This window comes from Cytobacillus sp. Hz8 (assembly GCF_042263505.1).
In the GTDB taxonomy this organism is placed as follows: domain Bacteria; phylum Bacillota; class Bacilli; order Bacillales; family Cytobacillaceae; genus Bacillus_BE.
The window spans coordinates 98881-117720 of the sequence record NZ_JBHKFI010000007.1 but is presented as its reverse complement, the minus strand read 5'-3'; the positions used below and the strand labels follow the sequence as shown (position 1 = coordinate 117720).

The 18840-nt window shown below is 37.6% G+C and carries 16 protein-coding genes and 1 riboswitch; of the genes, 3 read left to right on the top strand and 13 right to left on the bottom strand.

What is annotated here, in order from left to right; genetic code table 11:
- Position 1 precedes the first annotated feature (1 nt).
- The 4 genes from ACE38V_RS10885 to ACE38V_RS10870 all read right to left on the bottom strand — a co-directional run bounded on the left by ACE38V_RS10885 (position 2) and on the right by ACE38V_RS10870 (position 4074).
- Complete coding sequence (locus ACE38V_RS10885; protein ID WP_375841281.1) at positions 2–1195, bottom strand: bifunctional 3,4-dihydroxy-2-butanone-4-phosphate synthase/GTP cyclohydrolase II; 1194 nt, start codon at positions 1193–1195, stop codon at positions 2–4.
- 91 nt (positions 1196–1286) lie between these two features.
- Positions 1287–1946, bottom strand: coding sequence for a riboflavin synthase (gene ribE, locus ACE38V_RS10880; RefSeq protein WP_375841280.1), 660 nt, complete (start codon positions 1944–1946; stop codon positions 1287–1289).
- A gap of 13 nt (positions 1947–1959) precedes the next feature.
- Positions 1960–3042, bottom strand: coding sequence for a bifunctional diaminohydroxyphosphoribosylaminopyrimidine deaminase/5-amino-6-(5-phosphoribosylamino)uracil reductase RibD (ribD, locus tag ACE38V_RS10875; protein WP_375841279.1), 1083 nt, complete (start codon positions 3040–3042; stop codon positions 1960–1962).
- 135 nt (positions 3043–3177) lie between these two features.
- Positions 3178–3324: riboswitch (FMN riboswitch) on the bottom strand.
- Positions 3325–3423: 99 nt separating this feature from the next.
- Positions 3424–4074, bottom strand: coding sequence for a TetR/AcrR family transcriptional regulator C-terminal domain-containing protein (locus ACE38V_RS10870; protein WP_375841278.1), 651 nt, complete (start codon positions 4072–4074; stop codon positions 3424–3426).
- Between the two features lie 118 nt (positions 4075–4192).
- On the opposite strand from ACE38V_RS10870, the gene ACE38V_RS10865 reads away from it, so the two are divergent.
- Positions 4193–5686 carry an MDR family MFS transporter gene (locus tag ACE38V_RS10865; RefSeq protein WP_375841277.1) on the top strand — a complete coding sequence of 498 codons (1494 nt, stop codon included), beginning with the start codon at positions 4193–4195 and terminating at the stop codon, positions 5684–5686.
- A 232-nt stretch (positions 5687–5918) separates the two neighbouring features.
- Here the strand turns inward: ACE38V_RS10865 and ACE38V_RS10860 are convergent, their stop codons facing one another.
- The 5 genes from ACE38V_RS10860 to ACE38V_RS10840 form a co-directional block, all read right to left on the bottom strand.
- Positions 5919–7163, bottom strand: coding sequence for an MFS transporter (locus tag ACE38V_RS10860; protein WP_375841276.1), 1245 nt, complete (start codon positions 7161–7163; stop codon positions 5919–5921).
- Between the two features lie 617 nt (positions 7164–7780).
- Entirely contained in the window at positions 7781–8470 is a 690-nt protein-coding gene (locus tag ACE38V_RS10855) for a hypothetical protein (RefSeq protein WP_375841275.1), read from the bottom strand.
- Positions 8467–9204: a hypothetical protein gene (locus ACE38V_RS10850; protein WP_375841274.1), complete on the bottom strand. Its 738-nt coding sequence runs from the start codon at positions 9202–9204 to the stop codon at positions 8467–8469. Before ACE38V_RS10850 ends, ACE38V_RS10855 begins: the two co-directional genes overlap by 4 nt.
- Complete coding sequence (locus tag ACE38V_RS10845) at positions 9185–10090, bottom strand: ATP-binding cassette domain-containing protein (RefSeq protein WP_375841273.1); 906 nt, start codon at positions 10088–10090, stop codon at positions 9185–9187. Before ACE38V_RS10845 ends, ACE38V_RS10850 begins: the two co-directional genes overlap by 20 nt.
- On the bottom strand, positions 10087–10458 hold the full coding sequence (locus tag ACE38V_RS10840) for a GntR family transcriptional regulator (protein ID WP_375841348.1): 372 nt from the start codon (positions 10456–10458) through the stop codon (positions 10087–10089). The genes ACE38V_RS10845 and ACE38V_RS10840 overlap by 4 nt, the downstream gene beginning before the upstream one ends.
- A gap of 595 nt (positions 10459–11053) precedes the next feature.
- On the opposite strand from ACE38V_RS10840, the gene ACE38V_RS10835 reads away from it, so the two are divergent.
- Together ACE38V_RS10835 and ACE38V_RS10830 are read left to right on the top strand one after the other, a co-directional pair.
- Positions 11054–12250 carry a M20 family metallopeptidase gene (locus ACE38V_RS10835; RefSeq protein WP_375841272.1) on the top strand — a complete coding sequence of 399 codons (1197 nt, stop codon included), beginning with the start codon at positions 11054–11056 and terminating at the stop codon, positions 12248–12250.
- Between the two features lie 142 nt (positions 12251–12392).
- Positions 12393–14390, top strand: coding sequence for a S9 family peptidase (locus tag ACE38V_RS10830; RefSeq protein ID WP_375841271.1), 1998 nt, complete (start codon positions 12393–12395; stop codon positions 14388–14390).
- 399 nt (positions 14391–14789) lie between these two features.
- Here the strand turns inward: ACE38V_RS10830 and ACE38V_RS10825 are convergent, their stop codons facing one another.
- Genes ACE38V_RS10825 through ACE38V_RS10810 form a run of 4 tightly spaced genes read right to left on the bottom strand, consistent with a single transcriptional unit; the run spans position 14790 to position 18771 of the window.
- Complete coding sequence (locus tag ACE38V_RS10825; protein WP_375841270.1) at positions 14790–15746, bottom strand: ABC transporter ATP-binding protein; 957 nt, start codon at positions 15744–15746, stop codon at positions 14790–14792.
- Positions 15739–16791, bottom strand: a complete 1053-nt coding sequence (locus ACE38V_RS10820) for an ABC transporter ATP-binding protein (RefSeq protein ID WP_375841269.1) — start codon at positions 16789–16791, stop codon at positions 15739–15741. Before ACE38V_RS10820 ends, ACE38V_RS10825 begins: the two co-directional genes overlap by 8 nt.
- Positions 16792–16795: 4 nt before the next feature.
- Entirely contained in the window at positions 16796–17830 is a 1035-nt protein-coding gene (locus tag ACE38V_RS10815) for an ABC transporter permease (protein ID WP_375841268.1), read from the bottom strand.
- A complete protein-coding gene (locus ACE38V_RS10810; RefSeq protein WP_375841267.1) occupies positions 17827–18771 on the bottom strand; it encodes an ABC transporter permease in 945 nt (314 codons plus the stop codon). Before ACE38V_RS10810 ends, ACE38V_RS10815 begins: the two co-directional genes overlap by 4 nt.
- Between the last annotated feature and the right edge of the window lie 69 nt (positions 18772–18840).

Sequence of the window (18840 nt, the reverse complement as noted above, 5' to 3'; positions counted from 1 at the left end):
TCTATATGTGGAATAAATGCCCTAGTTTTTCTGATTTCGTTTTGAGATAATGTTGATTTTCCTTTCTTGCCTTTATTTGCAAAGGAATACGTTCAACCACCTCAAGGCCATAGCCATTTAATCCCGTTATTTTCCTCGGATTATTTGTAAGTAATTTCATTTTTTTAATTCCTAAATCCTTAAGAATTTGTGCACCAATGCCATACTCTCGTAAATCAGCGCCAAATCCAAGCTTTTCATTGGCTTCCACCGTATCATATCCTTCTTCTTGAAGCTTATAAGCCTTTAATTTATTTAATAGTCCAATTCCTCTACCTTCCTGACGCATATATAGAAGAACTCCTCTTCTCTCTTGTTCGATCTGGGTTAAAGCCGCATGCAGCTGTGGACCGCAGTCGCAGCGATAAGAGCCAAATACATCCCCTGTCAAGCATTCCGAATGAACTCTGACAAGGATCGGTTCATCTGAGTGAATATCCCCTTTTACTAACGCAATATGCTCCTTATTATCAACTAAATTTGAGTATCCTACAGCTTGGAAATCTCCATATTCAGTTGGAAGATGAATTTCCACCTCTCGAGTAACAAGTTTTTCCTCGCGATTACGATATTCAATCAAATCTTTAATCGTAATCATTTTGATACCAAATTCCTTCGCAATCTCCTGTAAATCGGGAACCCTCGCCATTGTCCCATCTTCTTTAATAATTTCACAAATAGCCCCTGCTGGACGAGCACCACATATTTTCGCCAAATCAACGGCGGCCTCTGTATGCCCTGCCCGCCTTAACACCCCGCCTTTTTTCGCAATCAGCGGAAAGATATGCCCAGGACGTTTAAAATCAGCGGCCTTCGCATCTTCATGAATTAAATTCATAATCGTTGCCGAACGTTCAAATGCAGAAATACCGGTAGTTGTTGTTTTATGATCAACACTTATTGTAAAGGCTGTTCCATGTGGGTCTGTATTATGGCTCGTCATCGGAATTAATCTTAGCTTTTCAGCGATTTCTTCATCTACAGGTACACAGACAAGGCCCCTGCCATGCTTAATCATAAAATTAATTACCTCAGGTGTTGCCTTTTCAGCCAGTGCAATAAAATCTCCTTCATTTTCCCGGTCTTCATCATCACAAACAATCACGACGTTGCCGCGTTTTAATTCTGATATACCTTCTTCAATGGTATCAAACACCAAGCTCCACTCCAATCGTTCATCATATAAGTTTGTGTTCATATAATCTGTTGCTTTTTAATTGCAGTCTAATATAAATACTCTTTTTTAATTAATTAAATCCATGCTCCTCTAAAAAGGCCATTGTCATATTAGATTGCTTATCCTTCCGCCCTTGTCCAGATCTTGATGAGAGAAAGTGCGCCACATATTTACTTAGCATGTCACATTCTAAATTGACGATTTCACCTGAACCTTTCATCCCTATCACCGTTTCATCCAATGTATGCGGAATAAGAGAAATGGTAAAAGTGGAATCACTGAGCCCAAAGACAGTTAAACTTGTCCCATCTATTGCAACAGAACCTTTTAAAATAATATAGTGAAGAATCTCTTCTGGTGCTTCTATTTCATAATAGACAGCATTATCAACCGGAGTTTTCTTTAAAATCCTTCCAACACCATCTACATGCCCCGAAACAAAATGACCTCCGAAGCGTCCAGTCATTCCCATGGCCCGTTCTAGATTCACTTTTGAACCTCTCTTTAAGACCTTTAGGCCTGTAGCCCGAAAAGTTTCCGGCATGACATCAACAGAAAATGATTTATCCGTAAAGGAAGTGACCGTTAAGCAAACACCATTCACAGCGATACTCGCCCCTGTTGCCATATCCTCAAAGATAGTATTGGCACCTATCGTCATCACAATGGACTCTCTCGTTTGCTTAATGGCCGAAATCGTCCCCATTTCTTCTACAATTCCTGTAAACACTTTTCATCCCTCCTTATTTCGGAACTGCAATAACCCGTATATCCTGGCCAACCTTCTCTACATTTATAATATTCACTTCTAGCGCTTCGCTCATTACTTGAATCCCCTCTCCTCCAAAGGAAGAAGGAGCATCTCGCCCACCAATTATTCTCGGCGCGAAATAGACAATAAGTTGTTGAAAGGCCTTTTCTTGAAGAAAGCTTCCATGTACCTCTGATCCTCCCTCTACAAAGATCGAAGTGACACCTTTTAATCCCATCATCTTTAACATCAGCGGAATTTTGACTGTTGGAGTATCTAGCGGAATGACTTCAACTCCCCGTTTTTCCATCTCCTTCACTTTACTCATTTCAGCCTCAGAACCGGTTACAATCCAAGTCTCCGCTTTACCATCCATAATAATCGTTGAATCTAAAGGCGTTCGAAGATGGGTATCTAAAATGATTCGAATCGGATTTTTCCCACCACCAGGCAATCTTGTCGTTAAACTGGGATTATCTTTTAAAACGGTATTAACGCCAACAAGAATAGCATCATGACGATGTCGATAATAATGGACATCCTCTCGTGCTTCTTCACCTGTTATCCAGCGGCTATGACCACTTGAAGTAGCGATCTTTCCATCTAAGCTCATGGCAGTTTTCAATGTTACAAAGGGAAGTCCGGTTTGAATGTAATGATAGAACACCTGATTAAGTGCCTCCGCTTCGTCCTTTAAAAGCCCAACTTCGACCTCCAAGCCACGTGCACACATTTTTTCGATACCTCTGCCAGCCACCTGAGGATTCGGATCCGTTGCCGCAATCACCACCCGTTTAATTCCTGACTTAATGACTAAATCAGCACAGGGCGGTGTTTTTCCAAAATGACTGCATGGCTCTAATGTCACATATATTGTGGCATCTTTTGCTTTTTCACCTGCCATTTGAATAGCATGAACCTCTGCGTGGGGTTCCCCAGCTTTTAAATGAGCACCTAGACCAACAATTTGATTGTTTTTTACCACAACAGCACCAACAACGGGGTTTGGAGAAGTTTGTCCTGTAGCACTTTTAGCCATCTCAATGGCAAGTCTCATATAAGATTGATCACTCATAACTTTTTCAGCTCCTTTCTACAAAAAAACCCTGAAGGAGAAAATTCTCAACTTCAGGGTTTTAGAGTTCATTCATATACATAGATAAATAAAGGGGTAAAATTGACATACTTCACCCTTTGACATCCAAGATATTTTTTCCTTCTCCCATCCAGACTTTTACTGTCGGCCCTGGAGTTTCACCAGATCCACCGTTTAACATTTGTTAACCGGGTCACGGACTAAGAAGCCATAAGCTTCATCACCGCCGGTTGGGAATTACACCCGACCCCGAAGGAACTATTGATTTAATCATATTATACAGTAAAAATTACTTTACATCCAAAAAATTAATCGAATCACTCCATTTTTACTATAAATATTTCGTATTTTCCATTATTACTATATATTCAATTGGGCTTTCATACCAGCAATGATCATGTTCAGTCCTTTTAAAAAACTTTCTTCGTCATTGACTTTTGACTTTGGAGATAACATATGATGGTAAACAAAAGGAATGGCTTTCTTAGGAATAGCTGTAATCGCTTCAAAAAACTGCTTTTTTACCTCTTCATACCCAATCTCACGAAGCATTTTCTGCTGCTTTTGCTCATCTAGAACAAAAGAAGTTACATAGCTATCTACAAGTGTTGTTGCTAAAAACGCTTGCTCATCGGTAAAATGGGCGCGATGGAAGATCCCAAGGGTTCCATTGATTAAATAGAGGCGCTTTTCTGTAATTGGAAGAGTATCCATCATAATTTCTGCCCCATCCGGTATTGCTAACAAAATTCGTCTTATTTCGATTGATAATAAAATAATCTCCTCAACCCAATTATCCTTTTGCTGCGGCAATTGTATTTGGTTACAAATATGCTCTGCAATTAATTGGAGTAACTCCTGTTTGTTTTTTATATACCAATAAAGAGCAGGTGCTTTCACATCAAGCTTCTTTGCCACATTTCTCATCGTTAAATGAGATAGTCCCTTCTCCTCCAAAATTTCTAATGCAGCTTCTGTTATCGTTTCTTTATTGACGCTCTTCTTAGTCATGACCGCCACCTCAATATATTTATTGTATATGGTTTTTAAATTGATTGCTTTACAAATTAATTTAACGATGTTAAATTAACATATATCATTTAACAATGTTAAAGAAAAGAGGAAATTTATGAAAAAAGAAACAAAATTAATGCCGGTCATGGCTGCACTTATATTAGGAATTTTTATCGCCTCACTAGATAGCACGATTGTTGCGACAAGTATGGGCTCTATCATTGGCGATTTAAGTGGATTAGATAAATATGTTTGGGTAACCTCAGCCTATCTCGTATCCGAAATGGCGGGTATGCCGATTTTTGGAAAATTATCCGATATGTATGGCCGCAAAAGATTTTACGTCTTTGGAATCTTTTTATTTTTAACAGGCTCCGTTCTGTGTGGATTGGCGCAATCGATGGTTCAGCTATGTATTTTCCGTGCAATTCAAGGAATTGGCGGAAGTGCCTTAATGCCCATTGCCTTTACGATTATCTGGGATGTCGTTCCAAGTGAAGCTCGTGGAAAAATGAGTGGAATGTTTGGAGCTGTATTTGGATTATCAAGTATTGCCGGACCTTTATTAGGTTCATTTATTACCGATCATTTCAATTGGCGCTGGATTTTCTATATCAATCTCCCAATCGGGTTCATTGCTTTAGCCTTAATTATCTTCTTTTATAACGAATCAAAGGTTCATACCCGTCAAGTCATTGACTGGGCAGGTGCCATTTTCCTTGTCAGCTTTTCTGTCTCCCTGATGTTTGCGCTCGAGTTAGGTGGAGATACCTACGAATGGAACTCATGGCAAATTATCTCATTATTTATCTTATCAATCGTTTGTTTTATTGTTTTTCTTTTTGTGGAAAAGACAGCGAAGGATCCTATTCTGCCTTTCAGCTTATTTAAAGAACGTCTATATACAACAAGTGTATTTACAGGAATGTTTTATGGTGCTGTCTTTATGGTGTCGACTGTTTATATTCCCCTTTATATTCAAGGGGTCACAGGAGGAACGGCTACAAACTCTGGACTATTACTGTTACCAATGATGGTTACCTCTAGTATTGCAGCAGCCTTAGGAGGTACCTTAGCCAATAAATTTAGCTATAAATCCATCATGATTGTCTCTGGGGTGATCACTGCTATTGGCACTATCCTACTTGGAACACTGGAAGTATCCACACCACGATGGATGGTGACTATCTATATGATGATTATCGGACTTGGAGTAGGTCCCTCATTTTCTATCCTCGGAATGAGTGCTCTTCAAAAAGCACTTCCGCAACAAAGAGGAATTGCCAGTTCAGCAAGTAATTTCTTAAAATCTTTAGGAATGACTTTGGGGATTACCATATTCGGTGTTATACAAAAGAACAGTTTTTCCACAGGGCTACCAGATTATTTCATGCAGCATGGAGAGAGTAATGATAGCCGCGCCATTTTATCACCAGAAATGCGTGCCCATATTCCCGCAACGGTTCTGAAGAAAATCACAGAAGTCTTGTCTCACTCAATTACGACAACTTTCATTTGGACCCTCGTTCCTCTAGCCATTGGAATCATCTTTATCCTATTAATGAGCAAAGAAAAAGCGACCGATTCACAATTACATTTAGAGGGATAAAGAAAACTCGCCGATTGGCGAGCCTTCAGGCGAAGACAGAGGCGTAGTTCACCGAAAAAAGAAAAACGCTTTTTTCGGCTGCGAAGCGTCTCTCGGAAGCCTCCCTTTGTGCACTTATACTTTATTCCTAGAATTGGCCACTACGTCGAATTCTCATCATTGCTGCCAATTTATACTTTAAGAAAGTATAAAAGAAAAATCCATGCAGCTCGCATGGATTTTTCTTTTACCATTATGCCTTCTCCTTAGAAAGCATCCCTTCGATATTCTTTGCCTTCAAATGATAAATCGGCATAATGACAAGCAAGCCGATGAAGAAAAGGATGGCGGATATTTGATACATCGAAATAATCGAAAGCAATTCCTTCATCACACCTGAAATACTCATCGTTAAAACCATCGCCCCTGAAAATAAAGGACTTAACGTACCATTGACTCTCCCAATGTAGTCAGCATCCGTATTTTGTAAAATTAATGTGTTAATTCCAATTTGAACACATGGGAAGAATAAACCACTGACAAACTGAGCAATCAAGGTAATCGAAAGATCAGTTGAAAAGCCCACAACACTTAATCCGATAGCATTTACCAACATCCCCAGCATCAGCAACCTTTGTGGCGGAACGGTTTTTGCAAACATCACAGAAACCATTCCACCCAAAATCATGCCAATTCCGTTCGCCATTAATAACCATTGCAGGCTTTCCTTTACTAGTTCCAAACGTTCCGTAACAAGAAATATTGCTAAAGGCTGAATTAATCCCATAGCAAGACCAGCAGCCATAAAGCATAACCCCAATAGTTTTAATTCCTTCTTACCCCAAACATAACGGATCCCACTCTTCATCTCCTCTAATAAAGAAGTGGTGTGCGCCACCTTCTCCATTTTATGATCAGCGGGTATAAAGGTTAATGCGGCAGCTGAAAGTAGAAAAGCCACTCCTGTGATTGCAATCGATACATCAATTCCTACTTGCTGATAAACAGTAGTTCCGAGTGCCGGACCTAATACCATGAAAATAGCAAAGATCGTTTGATAAATGGACATTGCTGATTGAATTAATTCTGGACCTAAATGCATCTTAAAAAGCTTCATACCGGATGGCTGAGAAAATTGAGAAAGAATCGATGAAATAAGCGTCACAAAAAAGATGATCTTCCAAGAACCCAGCATAAGAGCAGCCAATACAAGAAAAACAGAAACCGCACTTAATAAATCACACCAGACCATGGTTCTCTTTGGCCGCCAGCGGTCCGCAAAGGTTCCCCCAATAAAGGAAAAAATAAAGATTGGAGCGAATTCCGCAACTGAGATCATTGAAACCGCAAAAGCATCTCCATTTGTTTTCTCCATTACAAATAAAAGTACGGCAAAATTCCGTATCCAAATTCCTGCCTGTAAAAACAAAGCCGAAAGAAAAATAGCTCGAACAAATCGATTTTTTAATAATTGAGTCATATTATCCCTCTTTTCCATTTCAAAATAGCGACTCTTTTTTCTTTATTAAGCAAACGAAATATTTAAACAATGAACGCAAAAAACCTCCTATCCGTTATTTTTGGATAGGAGGAGTCATCAAAAACCACAGAAAAAGACATAATACATCTTAGTATTATACTTACGACAATCTGTTTCCGTTAAAATAATAGACTAATCCTATTCAAAATAACTTCGATATTAAACGAAAATACATTAAGAATAAGATTAGAAGATCATCGCCCCATGGTCACCCTTTCAAGTAATTGTTTGTTTATTGTAGCTGATTTCCACTAAATTTTCAAGAAATAACCAATACTTTTTGGAAAAATTTTATTATTGGTAAATAGCTGCCAAGCATAAATGATAGACTTATTTTTCGAAACCTAGGAATGGATTTCAACAAGTGCTTGTTTCAATTTATCAATACGTTGTTCTAACTTTTGAATGTACTGATAATTATTAATCAAACGTTTGATTAAATGCTGTTCAACCTACGCTGTCATCACATGATTCGGTGCATGGATCATTCAATAGTTTTTTTTGAAGAAGATGATTTTTCCAAACAGTTTATATCAAATTTTAGGAGATAGGTAAGAACTTATCCTATTCGTAATTTATTGAATTACATTTTGATAATAAACATTTAAATCAGTTTTAATGGTTAGACCTTTAGGAATTCGCAAATAAACGATTGGCTGCTCAATCTGAACGCTATCATCATCAAATAATTTGGTTTTTTCTTTAAATTGACTAATGGGGAATTCAACTTTAAATATGGAAAACTTAAGGTCCTGTTTTTGGGGATAGGTTAATTTCAAAGTATCACCATGTAATACAAACTGTAATTTCTTTAAACTCTGATAAAAATTCATATTTTGCACAATTAAACTCGACCCATAAACATAAGCCTCAATTTTATGATCATCAACAGATTTTCTCTCAACATATACCGTTTCAAAATGATATTTTGAATCTAGTGAGAGATTTTTCTGTTGATAATCAAAGCTCTTTTTATTGTCCAAATATTTCTCCTCAACTTCCTTGTATTTCCCTTTACTTAATGCTTTTATCAAATTTGCTTTAGACTGCTTTATATCCTCCGTTACCCGAGCCGAATGTTGGATTGGTTGGATTATCCTCGTGGAGACTAAGACAAAAGATAAAAGAAGGATGCCAACATATACAATTAACAGCCAATAAGTCACTTTTCCTGAAATCAATTTGACTTTTGAATTGATCCATATGATAAGGAGACCGAACACAAGAATAATCATAAAAGGCAAAATCATAGATAATATCATCATCGCTTAACCTCCATCCGATTTTGCAGGCTAAATGATGGTATAAAAAATAATACGGTTGTAAAAATTATTTTTAGTAGAAAGGCCCCAATGGATGATTCTCTAAAATAAAATTGAAAAACAAAAGTAAAGAAGGACTCCTCCATGAATGAACTTGTAAATAATAATCCAATAAATAGCACGACAAGAAAAAAAACAAATATCCGATTCCACTGGATAAGAGAACCAATTAAGTAGCCAATTGCACCAGTGCAAAAAATATATAAGGTAGCGATTCCAATTCCTAAGAGTAAATTCCCATACGAGGTTGATAAGCTATAAAATTTATAATCAAAAAAGAGGGCTAGGACAGTTCTGATTAAATAGCTCGCTAGCATCGATGTTATTCCACCAAGGAGACTTGCTGTTAATAGAAATAAAACATTTGATACGTTGCTGCTTAGTCGATTGGATACAAAGGAAAAGTCCATGCTCCAATAGGCTTTCTTTGTAATGGTTATCGCTGTTGTAAAAGACCAAAGCATCGTAAATGCAATGACAATATCAGCTGAAAAATAATGAACATTGATGTCAATCCAGTCTGTGCCAAAACCTCCCGAGGCCACACCTCCAAACGAAAATAGAATCGCCAAAACTTGAATTCCTGTCAAGGAACTATAAGAATCTATATTTGCTTTCAGCTTAAATAGAAACTGTCTTTTCACAATTTCAGAAAATTTAGCGGTCGTTAAAGACATCATCAATGCCTCCCTTCGTTTCACTCATTAAATAGACACATAGATCACTAGAACGAACTGGAGATACCTCTAAGCCTGACATCCTTGCCTTTTCAAGTAATTCCTCTGAATATTCATTTTTGACAACCCCATACATCGTATCGATACCTAAATATTGGCTATAAATGAGGTCGCGGTTTCCAATCCATTCCTTCACAACTTCCTTCTTGCCTCTAAATCCAATCGCCCATTCCTTAAATTTGGAAATAGACATATGAAGCAATTTTCTCCCATCCTTTAGGAGGAGAATTTCTTCAAGTAAATCCTCCACTTCATCCAAATGATGACTAGAAAGAATAATGGTACGCGGATAAGTGATATAGTCCTTGAGTAATGCGCGATAAAAATCTTTTCTTGCTACTTCATCCATGCCCGAAGTCGGCTCATCAAAAATTGTAATTGGACACCGAGCTGAAATCCCAATAATTGCATTAAATACACTCGTCTTCCCTTTTGAAAGTCGATTATGATAATCCTTTGGATCAAACCCGAAATAGGCAAATAAGCGCTGAGCTAATTGATGATTCCAATTGGGATAAAATCTTCCTGCTTCCTCCAACAATTCCTGAAGTTGTAACGCAGGAGGAAAAGCCAAATGCTCATCCATGAAAATTGAATTTTGCGAAACTTGCAGGCTATTAAATGGTTTTTCAGAGATGACCTTGATTTCACCAGAGGTTTCTTTAATCAATCCCGCCATGATTTTTAACAAAGTCGTTTTTCCAGCCCCGTTCCTTCCAATTAAACCTATTATCTTATTCTCTTCAATTGAAAAGGAAAGTCCATTCAAGGCCTTTTTCCGATAATAAGTTTTTGTCAAATCCCGACATTCAATCACATTCATCATTCACCCTTCCCCCACTCTCTCTTAATCATTTCCAATAAATCATCTTCACTGATTTGTAAACGATCGGCTTCTAAAACTAATTCCTGTACTAATCGTTTTAATGTATGACTTTTTCTTTTATGGATGATTTTCTCTTTTGCATGGGGGGTAACAAACATTCCCAGGCCACGCTTCTTATACAAAATTCCTTCATCAACAAGAATATTTAGTCCTTTTGCTGCCGTAGCCGGGTTGATTGTGTACATTTCCGCTAACTGATATTGCGAATAGACCCTCTGATCATTTGCAAAGTGGCCATTCATAATATCTGTTTCGATAAATTCGGCAATCTGGACATATATGGGCTTTGTACTATCTGGATTTAAAATCTTTCTCGCCCCCTCCTGATTAGTACATTAGTGTTGTAATGTAGTATATCTTAATTTGGTAAAAAATTCAATCCGCTTTTATGTTAATCAGAGTGGATTCGAGTCAAAGGGGCAATTGTAATTTCACATAGGAAAAGATCCTCATTACGCGACCTGTATCATTTAGGATGACCATTACTATTTTCCAACCTAATATGTCTCTTCCTTTCAATTTGATCACACATGATTGAAATCCGGAGCACTAATACTCCTCGATATTCTAAAAAGAAATTGGTCAAAAATGAATAGTTCCTTATTTTATCAAAGGGTTTGATCAACAAAATCAATTAAATATACAACAAAAAACACTTGAAATTATAATAAATTCGAAATATACTTACAATAAATTCCGACAATATCTATCAGAATTATATAATATTAGATTTAAATCCACTGAGACACTGGCTGAATGAAATATCGGCAACAGAATCAAGAACACACGGTATGTATTTCTTTAAATGCTAAAGGCCATTTTTAAAATGAGAAAAGATAGTTTAATAGTTAGAAGTTCTTCTTTTTCTATTAAAAATAATAAGACGATTGGGAGGAAATGAGCATGAGTTCTACTTTAACTGGGTTTGATTTAATTAAAGATTCTATTGAAAGGAATAAAGCAACTTATATTGAAACAAGTCAGCAAATTCATGCAAACCCTGAGATTGGAAACCAAGAATTCTTTGCGAGCAAAAAGCATGTAGGGCTTCTTGAAAATGCGGGTTTCAAGGTCAAAACGGCTGTTGCGGGTCATGACACATCCTTTTTTGCTTTAAAGGATAGCGGACTACCTGGACCTACTGTTGCCTTTCTTGCGGAATATGATGCACTGCCGGGGCTAGGCCACGCCTGTGGTCACAATATCATAGGCACTACAAGCGTTGCAGCAGGGATAGCTCTTTCGGCAACACTCCCTCGAATCGGCGGGCGTGTTGCCATTTTAGGAACTCCAGCCGAAGAAGGAGGTCCAAATGGTAGTGCCAAAGGAAGTTTCGTTAAACATGGATACTTAAAGGATATTGATGTCGCTCTTATGATTCATCCTTCTGGCAAAACCTTCTTAACAACTGAGACACTTGCAGTAGATCCGATTGATTTTCATTTTTATGGGAAAGCAGCGCATGCTGCTGGTGCACCCGAAAAGGGGATTAATGCACTAGATGCCGTCATTCAATTGTTTAATGGCATTAACGCTCTTCGTCAACAACTACCGTCAGATGTACGTATTCATGGGATTATTACTCATGGAGGTGATGCTCCAAACATAATCCCTGATTATGCTTCAGCACGATTCTATATTCGAGCTGAAACATGGAAGAAAACAGAGGAAACATCCAAGAAGGTAAGTGCAATTGCTGAAGGAGCCGCTCTCGCCACGGGGGCAAAGGTAAAAATTGAGCGTTTTCAAAATGAGGTCAAAGATTTTGTCCTTAATTCAGTATTGGACTCTGTTTTACAAGAGGAATTAGAGTCTGTTGGAGAAGTGGTAGTGAAAGAAGAGCAAAGTGGAAAAGGTTCCACCGATGCCGGAAATATAAGTTATGCAGTTCCTACAGCTCATCCACATATTAAGATTGGATCAGATGATCTTATAGGACATACAGAAGAATTCAGAGATGCAGCAAAGTCCTCACAAGGAGATGAGGCTCTAATAAAGGGCGCAAAGGTACTTGCATCAACAGGTTATCGCCTGATAACGGATAAAGACCTTTTAAATCGTGTAAAAGCTGAATTTGCAGATGCCTTATCTAAAAAATAGGAACCTTCACAGAAGACGTTGGTCAATTCCTAATAAATATACCTTTTACCACCTGCGAAGAGAAGTATCAAAGAGCATTTAACAAACCTAAGGGTAACTTACTGATCGAAATAGGAAAATTGATCATATGGAGGTAAAAAACATGATAAGACGTCCGATTACAGCAGAGGATTTATACAATTTCAAGTTCGTGGGGGATCCTCAGGTTTCACCTAATAAAGACAAAGCGGCTTATGTCTTTCCCAATGTAGATCAAGAAAGAGACGGCTATTATTCTTATATCTATATTACCGATTTAAAAAATGAGGGGAGACAGTTTACCTCCCATTATTCAAAGGAAGGCTTAATAAAGGATACTTCTCCAAAGTGGTCACCAGATGGAAATACGCTTGCCTTCCTTTCAAACCGCACTGAAAATAATCAAATCTGGCTATTACATACTGATGGCGGTGAAGCTGTTCAATTAACAGACGTTAAGCAAGGGATTAATGAATTTGTTTGGTCCCCAGATGGGAATCAGCTTGCGATTACAACGATCGGGGAATTCGCGCTTTCCACTGATAAGGAAAATGAGAAGAAGAATGATAAAAGTGATCTTAAGATCATCTCAAGACTCCGTTATAAAGAAAACGGAGTTGGTATTTTTAACGATGATCGGAAGCAAGTCTATTTATTTGACATAAAGACAAAGACTTTTACGAAAATAACTGATGGGGATCATGACTTTTCCCAACCTTGTTTCTCTCTGGATGGAAAAAGCCTATTCTATATTGGAACAAAGGCTGAGGACAAAGAGTGGGGTTACCTGCCTGCTATTTGGAAATATGATATTGATTTAAAGAAAGAGACTCTTTTCTATCAAGGAAATGGGCATATAGGTGCACCTTCCGTATCACCGGACGGAAAATGGCTAACCGTTGCAGGTCACACTCGAGGTGAAAGAAGTCAAGGGAATACAAATATTCTCCTGTTATCCTTAGAAACAGGTAAATTAACAAATTTAACAGAGAGCTTTGATTACACAGTAGGAAACCTTATAGGTGTCGATGCCAAATATGATACAGCGAAGTTTCGATTAATATGGGACTCCACAAGCTCAAATATTTACTTTAATGCCACAGTTGGTGGAGATTGTCAGTTATTTAAAGTAACTCTGGATGGTGAAGTCTCAGCTGCCCTGTCACCTTCTGTTGCAACCGTTACTTCTTTTGATATCTTAAGTGATGATCAGGCTGTCCTTGTCCTTGCTACTCCTCATTCTACAGGAGATTTAGTTATTCAAGATTTAAATAATGTCACGAATGTTTATATGTTAACTGATTGGAATCGAGAACTATATAACCAGGTTCATTTAAGTACTCCTGAAAACTTTCATTACAAGAGCACAGATGGTTGGATGATTGAAGGTTGGATTTTAAAACCTTATGGATTCGAGATAGGTAAAAAGTATCCGATGATCCTCGAAATACATGGTGGACCCGCAACGGCATATGGAAATGGCTTTCACCATGAGATGCAATCAATGGCTGCAAAAGGCTATGTGGTCGTTTACACAAATCCAAGAGGCAGCCATGGTTATGGTCATGATTTCGTAAATGCCGTTATTGGTGATTATGGTGGAATGGATTATGAGGATTTAATGGCTGGTGTTGATTATGCACTAGAAGCCTTTAACTTTATCGACCCTTGCCAATTATTTGTTACAGGAGGAAGTTACGGCGGGTATATGACAAACGTTATCGTCACTCGGACGAATCGTTTCAAGGCAGCCGTAACTCAACGTAGTATTTGTAATTGGCATAGCTTGTACGGTACAAGTGACATTGGTTTCTTCTTCACAGAGTATCAGCATGGACATGTGGACCTCTGGAAAGACGCAGAAAAGTTATTACAGCTTTCACCACTTCACCATGCACGTAATGTCCAGACACCGACATTAATTCTTCACAGTGAACAAGATTTACGATGTCCTATGGAGCAAGCAGAGCAATGGTATATTGCCCTTAAGCGTTTAGGTGTGGAAACAAAGCTAATTCGTTTCCCTGATGAAAACCATGAACTTTCACGGTCCGGAAAACCGAAGCATCGTTTACAGCGTTTACAGCATTTAATTGGTTGGTTTGATGATCGACTAGCATAGAAATATGGATAAATACAAAAGAATCCCATCCATGAATCGGATGGGATTCCTTTGTTTAGATTTTTGCGACAATGATCAGTAGCTGCTATATCTTAAAACATCAGCAATAGAATGCTATAACAGAAATATATCAGAGCGATAATAATCTCGTAACCTAAGTATTGATTTATCTTCTTATTTATATCATAATCTTTTTCCCCAGAACGCTTCATGAAGAATTTCTTGCTAGTTTGGATAAAGAATCTAAAAGGCCTTTGTTGAAATAGCCATTGAATGCCAATTACTATACTCAATACAAGCGCAAATATAAAACTTGAATTTGAAAAAGCTACGGCATTATATGGGGCACCTTCCCAAATCAAAAAAACAAAATAGATGGGAAGAGATAGAAAAAAAGATTTAATTAGCTTTATAGTCTCTATGTTTTTTCTCATTCTCTAATTGTTCCTTATATTTGCTCACTTGATTAGTAGTACTCAAAATATAATGATTGAATCCGATATTGTGAAGTTCACCATTAATATCGTCTTCTTGAAATTGATACTTAATTCGTGAACGCTCTTTTTCCTCAATAGGATCAGGATAAGGTATGGCCGATAACAAACTTTTTGTATAGTTATGAACGGGATAATGATATATTTCATCAGCTTCCCCGGATTCAACGATTACACCTCGATACATCACCGCTATTCTGTCACTGATATGCCTGACCATTGAAAGATCATGTGCGATAAATAAATACGTTAATTTTTTTTCAATTTGCAATTTTTTTAAAAGGTTCACAATCTGTGCTTGAATTGATACATCTAAAGCAGAAATGGGTTCATCGCAAACGATTAATTTCGGCTTTACTGCTAAAGCTCTTGCAATTCCAATCCGCTGACGCTGCCCGCCTGAGAATTCATGTGGGTAACGCCCGGCATGTTCAGGATTTAAACCCACCGTTGCCAATAACTCTTTGACTTGATGATTTCGATCTTCTTTTGATTTAGCTAAATGATGGATATCAATAGCCTCTCCAATAATATCCAAAATTTTCTTTTTAGGATTCAATGATGCATAGGGATCTTGAAAAATCATTTGTACATTACGGTTGAATTCAAGCCGTTCACGCTTTGATTTAATGGCCGAAATGTCTTTCTCGTCAAAATAGATTTTTCCTGCAGTCGGCTCATACAGATTGACAATCATTCTTCCAGTCGTAGTTTTTCCGCAACCGGACTCACCCACTAATCCAAATGTTTCTCCTTCGAATATATCAAAACTAATATGATTGACTGCTTTTACTTCCGCTTTTTTCTCTTGTGAAAAAACTTTTTGTAATCCCTTTACTTGTAATAGCTTTTTTCTATCCATTTTTTTCCTCCTTGTGATTTTGATAATAAATATCGTATCTTCTTTTAATCAAAGGAGGAACATCAATTTTAGGAGCTCTTCTATCTAATAACCACGTTGCAGCATAATGTGTAGGCGATAATTGATAAAAAGGCGGCTCAAAATGACGATCTACTTCAAGTGCATATGGATTCCTTAGATAGAAAGCATCACCTTTAGGAGGATTTATCAAATCCGGTGGTGTTCCAGGAATAACATACAATTCTTCCCCTGTTCCATCTTTTGAAGGGATCGATTGTAACAATCCCCACGTATATGGATGCTGTGGAAAATAGAAGATTTCCTCTGATTGTCCAATTTCAACAATTTTTCCTGCATACATAACTGCAACCCTGTCAGCCATCTTTGCCACTACACCTAAATCATGTGTAATAAAGATAATGGATGTTCCAATTTTCTTTTGTATACTTTTCATCAATTCAATTATTTGTGCCTGAGTAGTAACATCTAAGGCAGTTGTTGGTTCATCAGCAATTAAGATTTTTGGGTTACATGCAAGTGCTATAGCAATGACAATTCTTTGTCTTTGACCACCAGAAAATTGATGTGGGTAATGCTTATATCTTATTTCACTATTTGGAATACCTACGAGATTTAATAACTCAATTGCTCTATTCTTCGCTTCGCCTTTTGAAAGATGTAAATGATGAATCATCGGTCCAGCAATTTGCTTTCCTATTTGCATCGTTGGATTTAGGGAAGTCATCGGATCTTGAGAAATGATTGAAATTTCCTTTCCGCGAATTTGACGCAATTCTTTAGGTTCTTTTGATAAAATTTCTTCTCCCCCATATTGAATATTGCCTTCATCAATGGAAGCATTTTTTGAAAGTAAACGAATAATGCTTTTGCAAGTAACAGATTTCCCAGAACCGGATTCTCCTACAACAGCCAAAGTTTCTCCTTTATATAAATCGAAGGAAACGCCTCTGACTGCATGAACCTTTCCTGCAAATGTTTGAAACGAAACATGTAAATTATTTACTGATAATATTTTTTCTGGCATATGATTACCCCTTCATCTTTGGATCAAAAGCATCTCTAAGACCATCAGCGAAAATATTAAATGCGATCATGATTAAGCTGATGATGAGAGCCGGATACCACATTAAATGCGGATAAAAACGAAAAGTTTGATATCCTTCATTGATCAATGTACCTAAAGAAGCGTCAGGTACACGCATTCCCACACCAATAAAACTTAAAAATGCCTCAAAGAAAATAGCGCTTGGGATAGTAAACATGGTCTGAATAATAATGATACTGCTTAAGTTAGGGAGAATATGACCAAGTGCAATTTTGATGGGACTCTGGCCCAACACTTTCATTGCTAAAACAAATTCCTGATTCTTTAATTGCAAGGTTTGCCCCCTTACAACTCTTGCCATCGTAGTCCAGCCTACTAAAGCCATCGCAACTGCGATAGATACGATACCTGGAGGAAAAACAAGTAGCATTAATACGACAACAACCAGCGTTGGAACACCTGATATGATATCTAATATTCGCTGCATAATCGTATCGACTCTTCCTCCCAGCCATCCAGATATCAAGCCATAGGCTACGCCAATTGTTAAGTCTAAAAATGCTGCAAAAAGGGCAATCAATAATGAGACTCTAGTACCAAAAAGCAATCTTGAAAGCAAATCTCTCCCAAACTTATCCGTACCTAGAAAATAATAAACTTCAGAAGGCACTTGCTTTTGTTTATATACATCTACCCACTCTGCACCCTGTTTTGCATAACCATTTAATCCATTAATATGAATTCCCGGAATTTTGGGTGGCAGAAATGAATGCCTCACCTCTTGGGCATTTGGATCGTGTGGTGTGAGCCAGATTGATCCAATAGAAACAAACAGAATAATCAGTAATAACACAAAAGAAGCAACAGCTCCTTTGTTTTTCTTTAATCTTCTCCAACTATCTTGATAAAAATTTACGGACTCAACTTGCATTTCTTCGCTACTATACTTTTCATTAGACCGAAAAGGTTTGAAATATTCATCTGGAATATCTTCAATATGACTTACCCGTTCACTCATCCTTTATCCCCCCTACTCAAGCGCATTCTCGGATCAATCAATATATAAAGAATATCGACAATCAAAATCACGACAACCAGTAAAGTTGAATAAAGGATTGTAACACCCATGATGGTATAGTAGTCATTTGAAAGAATAGACTTTACAAACTGCTCGCCAATACCAGGAACGGCAAAGATTTGTTCTATAACTAAAGAACCGACTAGCAAAGTTGCGACCATAGGACCGATTACAGTGATAAAAGGAATAATGGCATTACGTAATCCATGTCTGACGGCAATCTCCCATTCTCCTATACCCGTTGAACGTGCTAATTCAATATAATCGCTATGTAAGACCTCAATCATCTCAGTTCGGACAAACCTGGCCGCATCCGCCATAGGGGCAAACGAAAGAGCAATTGTTGGAAGGATTGTTGAATAGAATCCATTGTTCCATAATCCTATCGGCAGCCATTTCAAATAAATAGCAAAGAGCAGTTGAAGAATAACCGCAAAAACGAAGTTAGGAACAGATCGTCCTAGTATAGCTATTATGGAAGAAGAAGTATCGATCCATGTATTCTGAAACTTCGCTGAAATAATTCCTAAAATAATACCAATCAAGCTTCCTAGAATTAAAGCCTGTATGCCAAGTTGAACAGAAGGCCAGACTCTTGTTGATATGATTTTGTTTACTGGCTGGTCTCCAAATTGAAATGAAATGCCTAAGTCACCCCTAACCAACCCCTTAATATAGTATAAATACTGTTCCGCTACCGGTTTATCTAAACCATATCGTTGATTCAAAACCTCTCTTTGAGCAGCCGTTATTTTTTCTTCATTTCCATACGGTGAACCTGGCAACTTCTGCATTAAAACAAAAGTAATAGTGCTAATCAATAATAATGTAATAAGAATATATACAATTCTTTTCAATATAAACTGCAGGAGATTGATCAATTTAAAACCTTCCTTCAAACAACATCAAGAAAAAAGGAGGGGAGAATTCGATCCCCTCCCTTTTTAAAG

Coding starts and splice junctions, on each gene's coding strand:
- ribD (WP_375841279.1), bottom strand. CDS start 3,042: ATGAGTGATCAATCTTATATGAGACTTGCCATTGAGATGGCTAAAAGT.
- ACE38V_RS10870 (WP_375841278.1), bottom strand. CDS start 4,074: ATGACTAAGAAGAGCGTCAATAAAGAAACGATAACAGAAGCTGCATTA.
- ACE38V_RS10865 (WP_375841277.1), top strand. CDS start 4,193: ATGAAAAAAGAAACAAAATTAATGCCGGTCATGGCTGCACTTATATTA.
- ACE38V_RS10860 (WP_375841276.1), bottom strand. CDS start 7,163: ATGGAAAAGAGGGATAATATGACTCAATTATTAAAAAATCGATTTGTT.
- ACE38V_RS10855 (WP_375841275.1), bottom strand. CDS start 8,470: ATGATGATATTATCTATGATTTTGCCTTTTATGATTATTCTTGTGTTC.
- ACE38V_RS10850 (WP_375841274.1), bottom strand. CDS start 9,204: ATGTCTTTAACGACCGCTAAATTTTCTGAAATTGTGAAAAGACAGTTT.
- ACE38V_RS10845 (WP_375841273.1), bottom strand. CDS start 10,090: ATGATGAATGTGATTGAATGTCGGGATTTGACAAAAACTTATTATCGG.
- ACE38V_RS10835 (WP_375841272.1), top strand. CDS start 11,054: ATGAGTTCTACTTTAACTGGGTTTGATTTAATTAAAGATTCTATTGAA.
- ACE38V_RS10830 (WP_375841271.1), top strand. CDS start 12,393: ATGATAAGACGTCCGATTACAGCAGAGGATTTATACAATTTCAAGTTC.
- ACE38V_RS10825 (WP_375841270.1), bottom strand. CDS start 15,746: ATGGATAGAAAAAAGCTATTACAAGTAAAGGGATTACAAAAAGTTTTT.
- ACE38V_RS10820 (WP_375841269.1), bottom strand. CDS start 16,791: ATGCCAGAAAAAATATTATCAGTAAATAATTTACATGTTTCGTTTCAA.
- ACE38V_RS10815 (WP_375841268.1), bottom strand. CDS start 17,830: ATGAGTGAACGGGTAAGTCATATTGAAGATATTCCAGATGAATATTTC.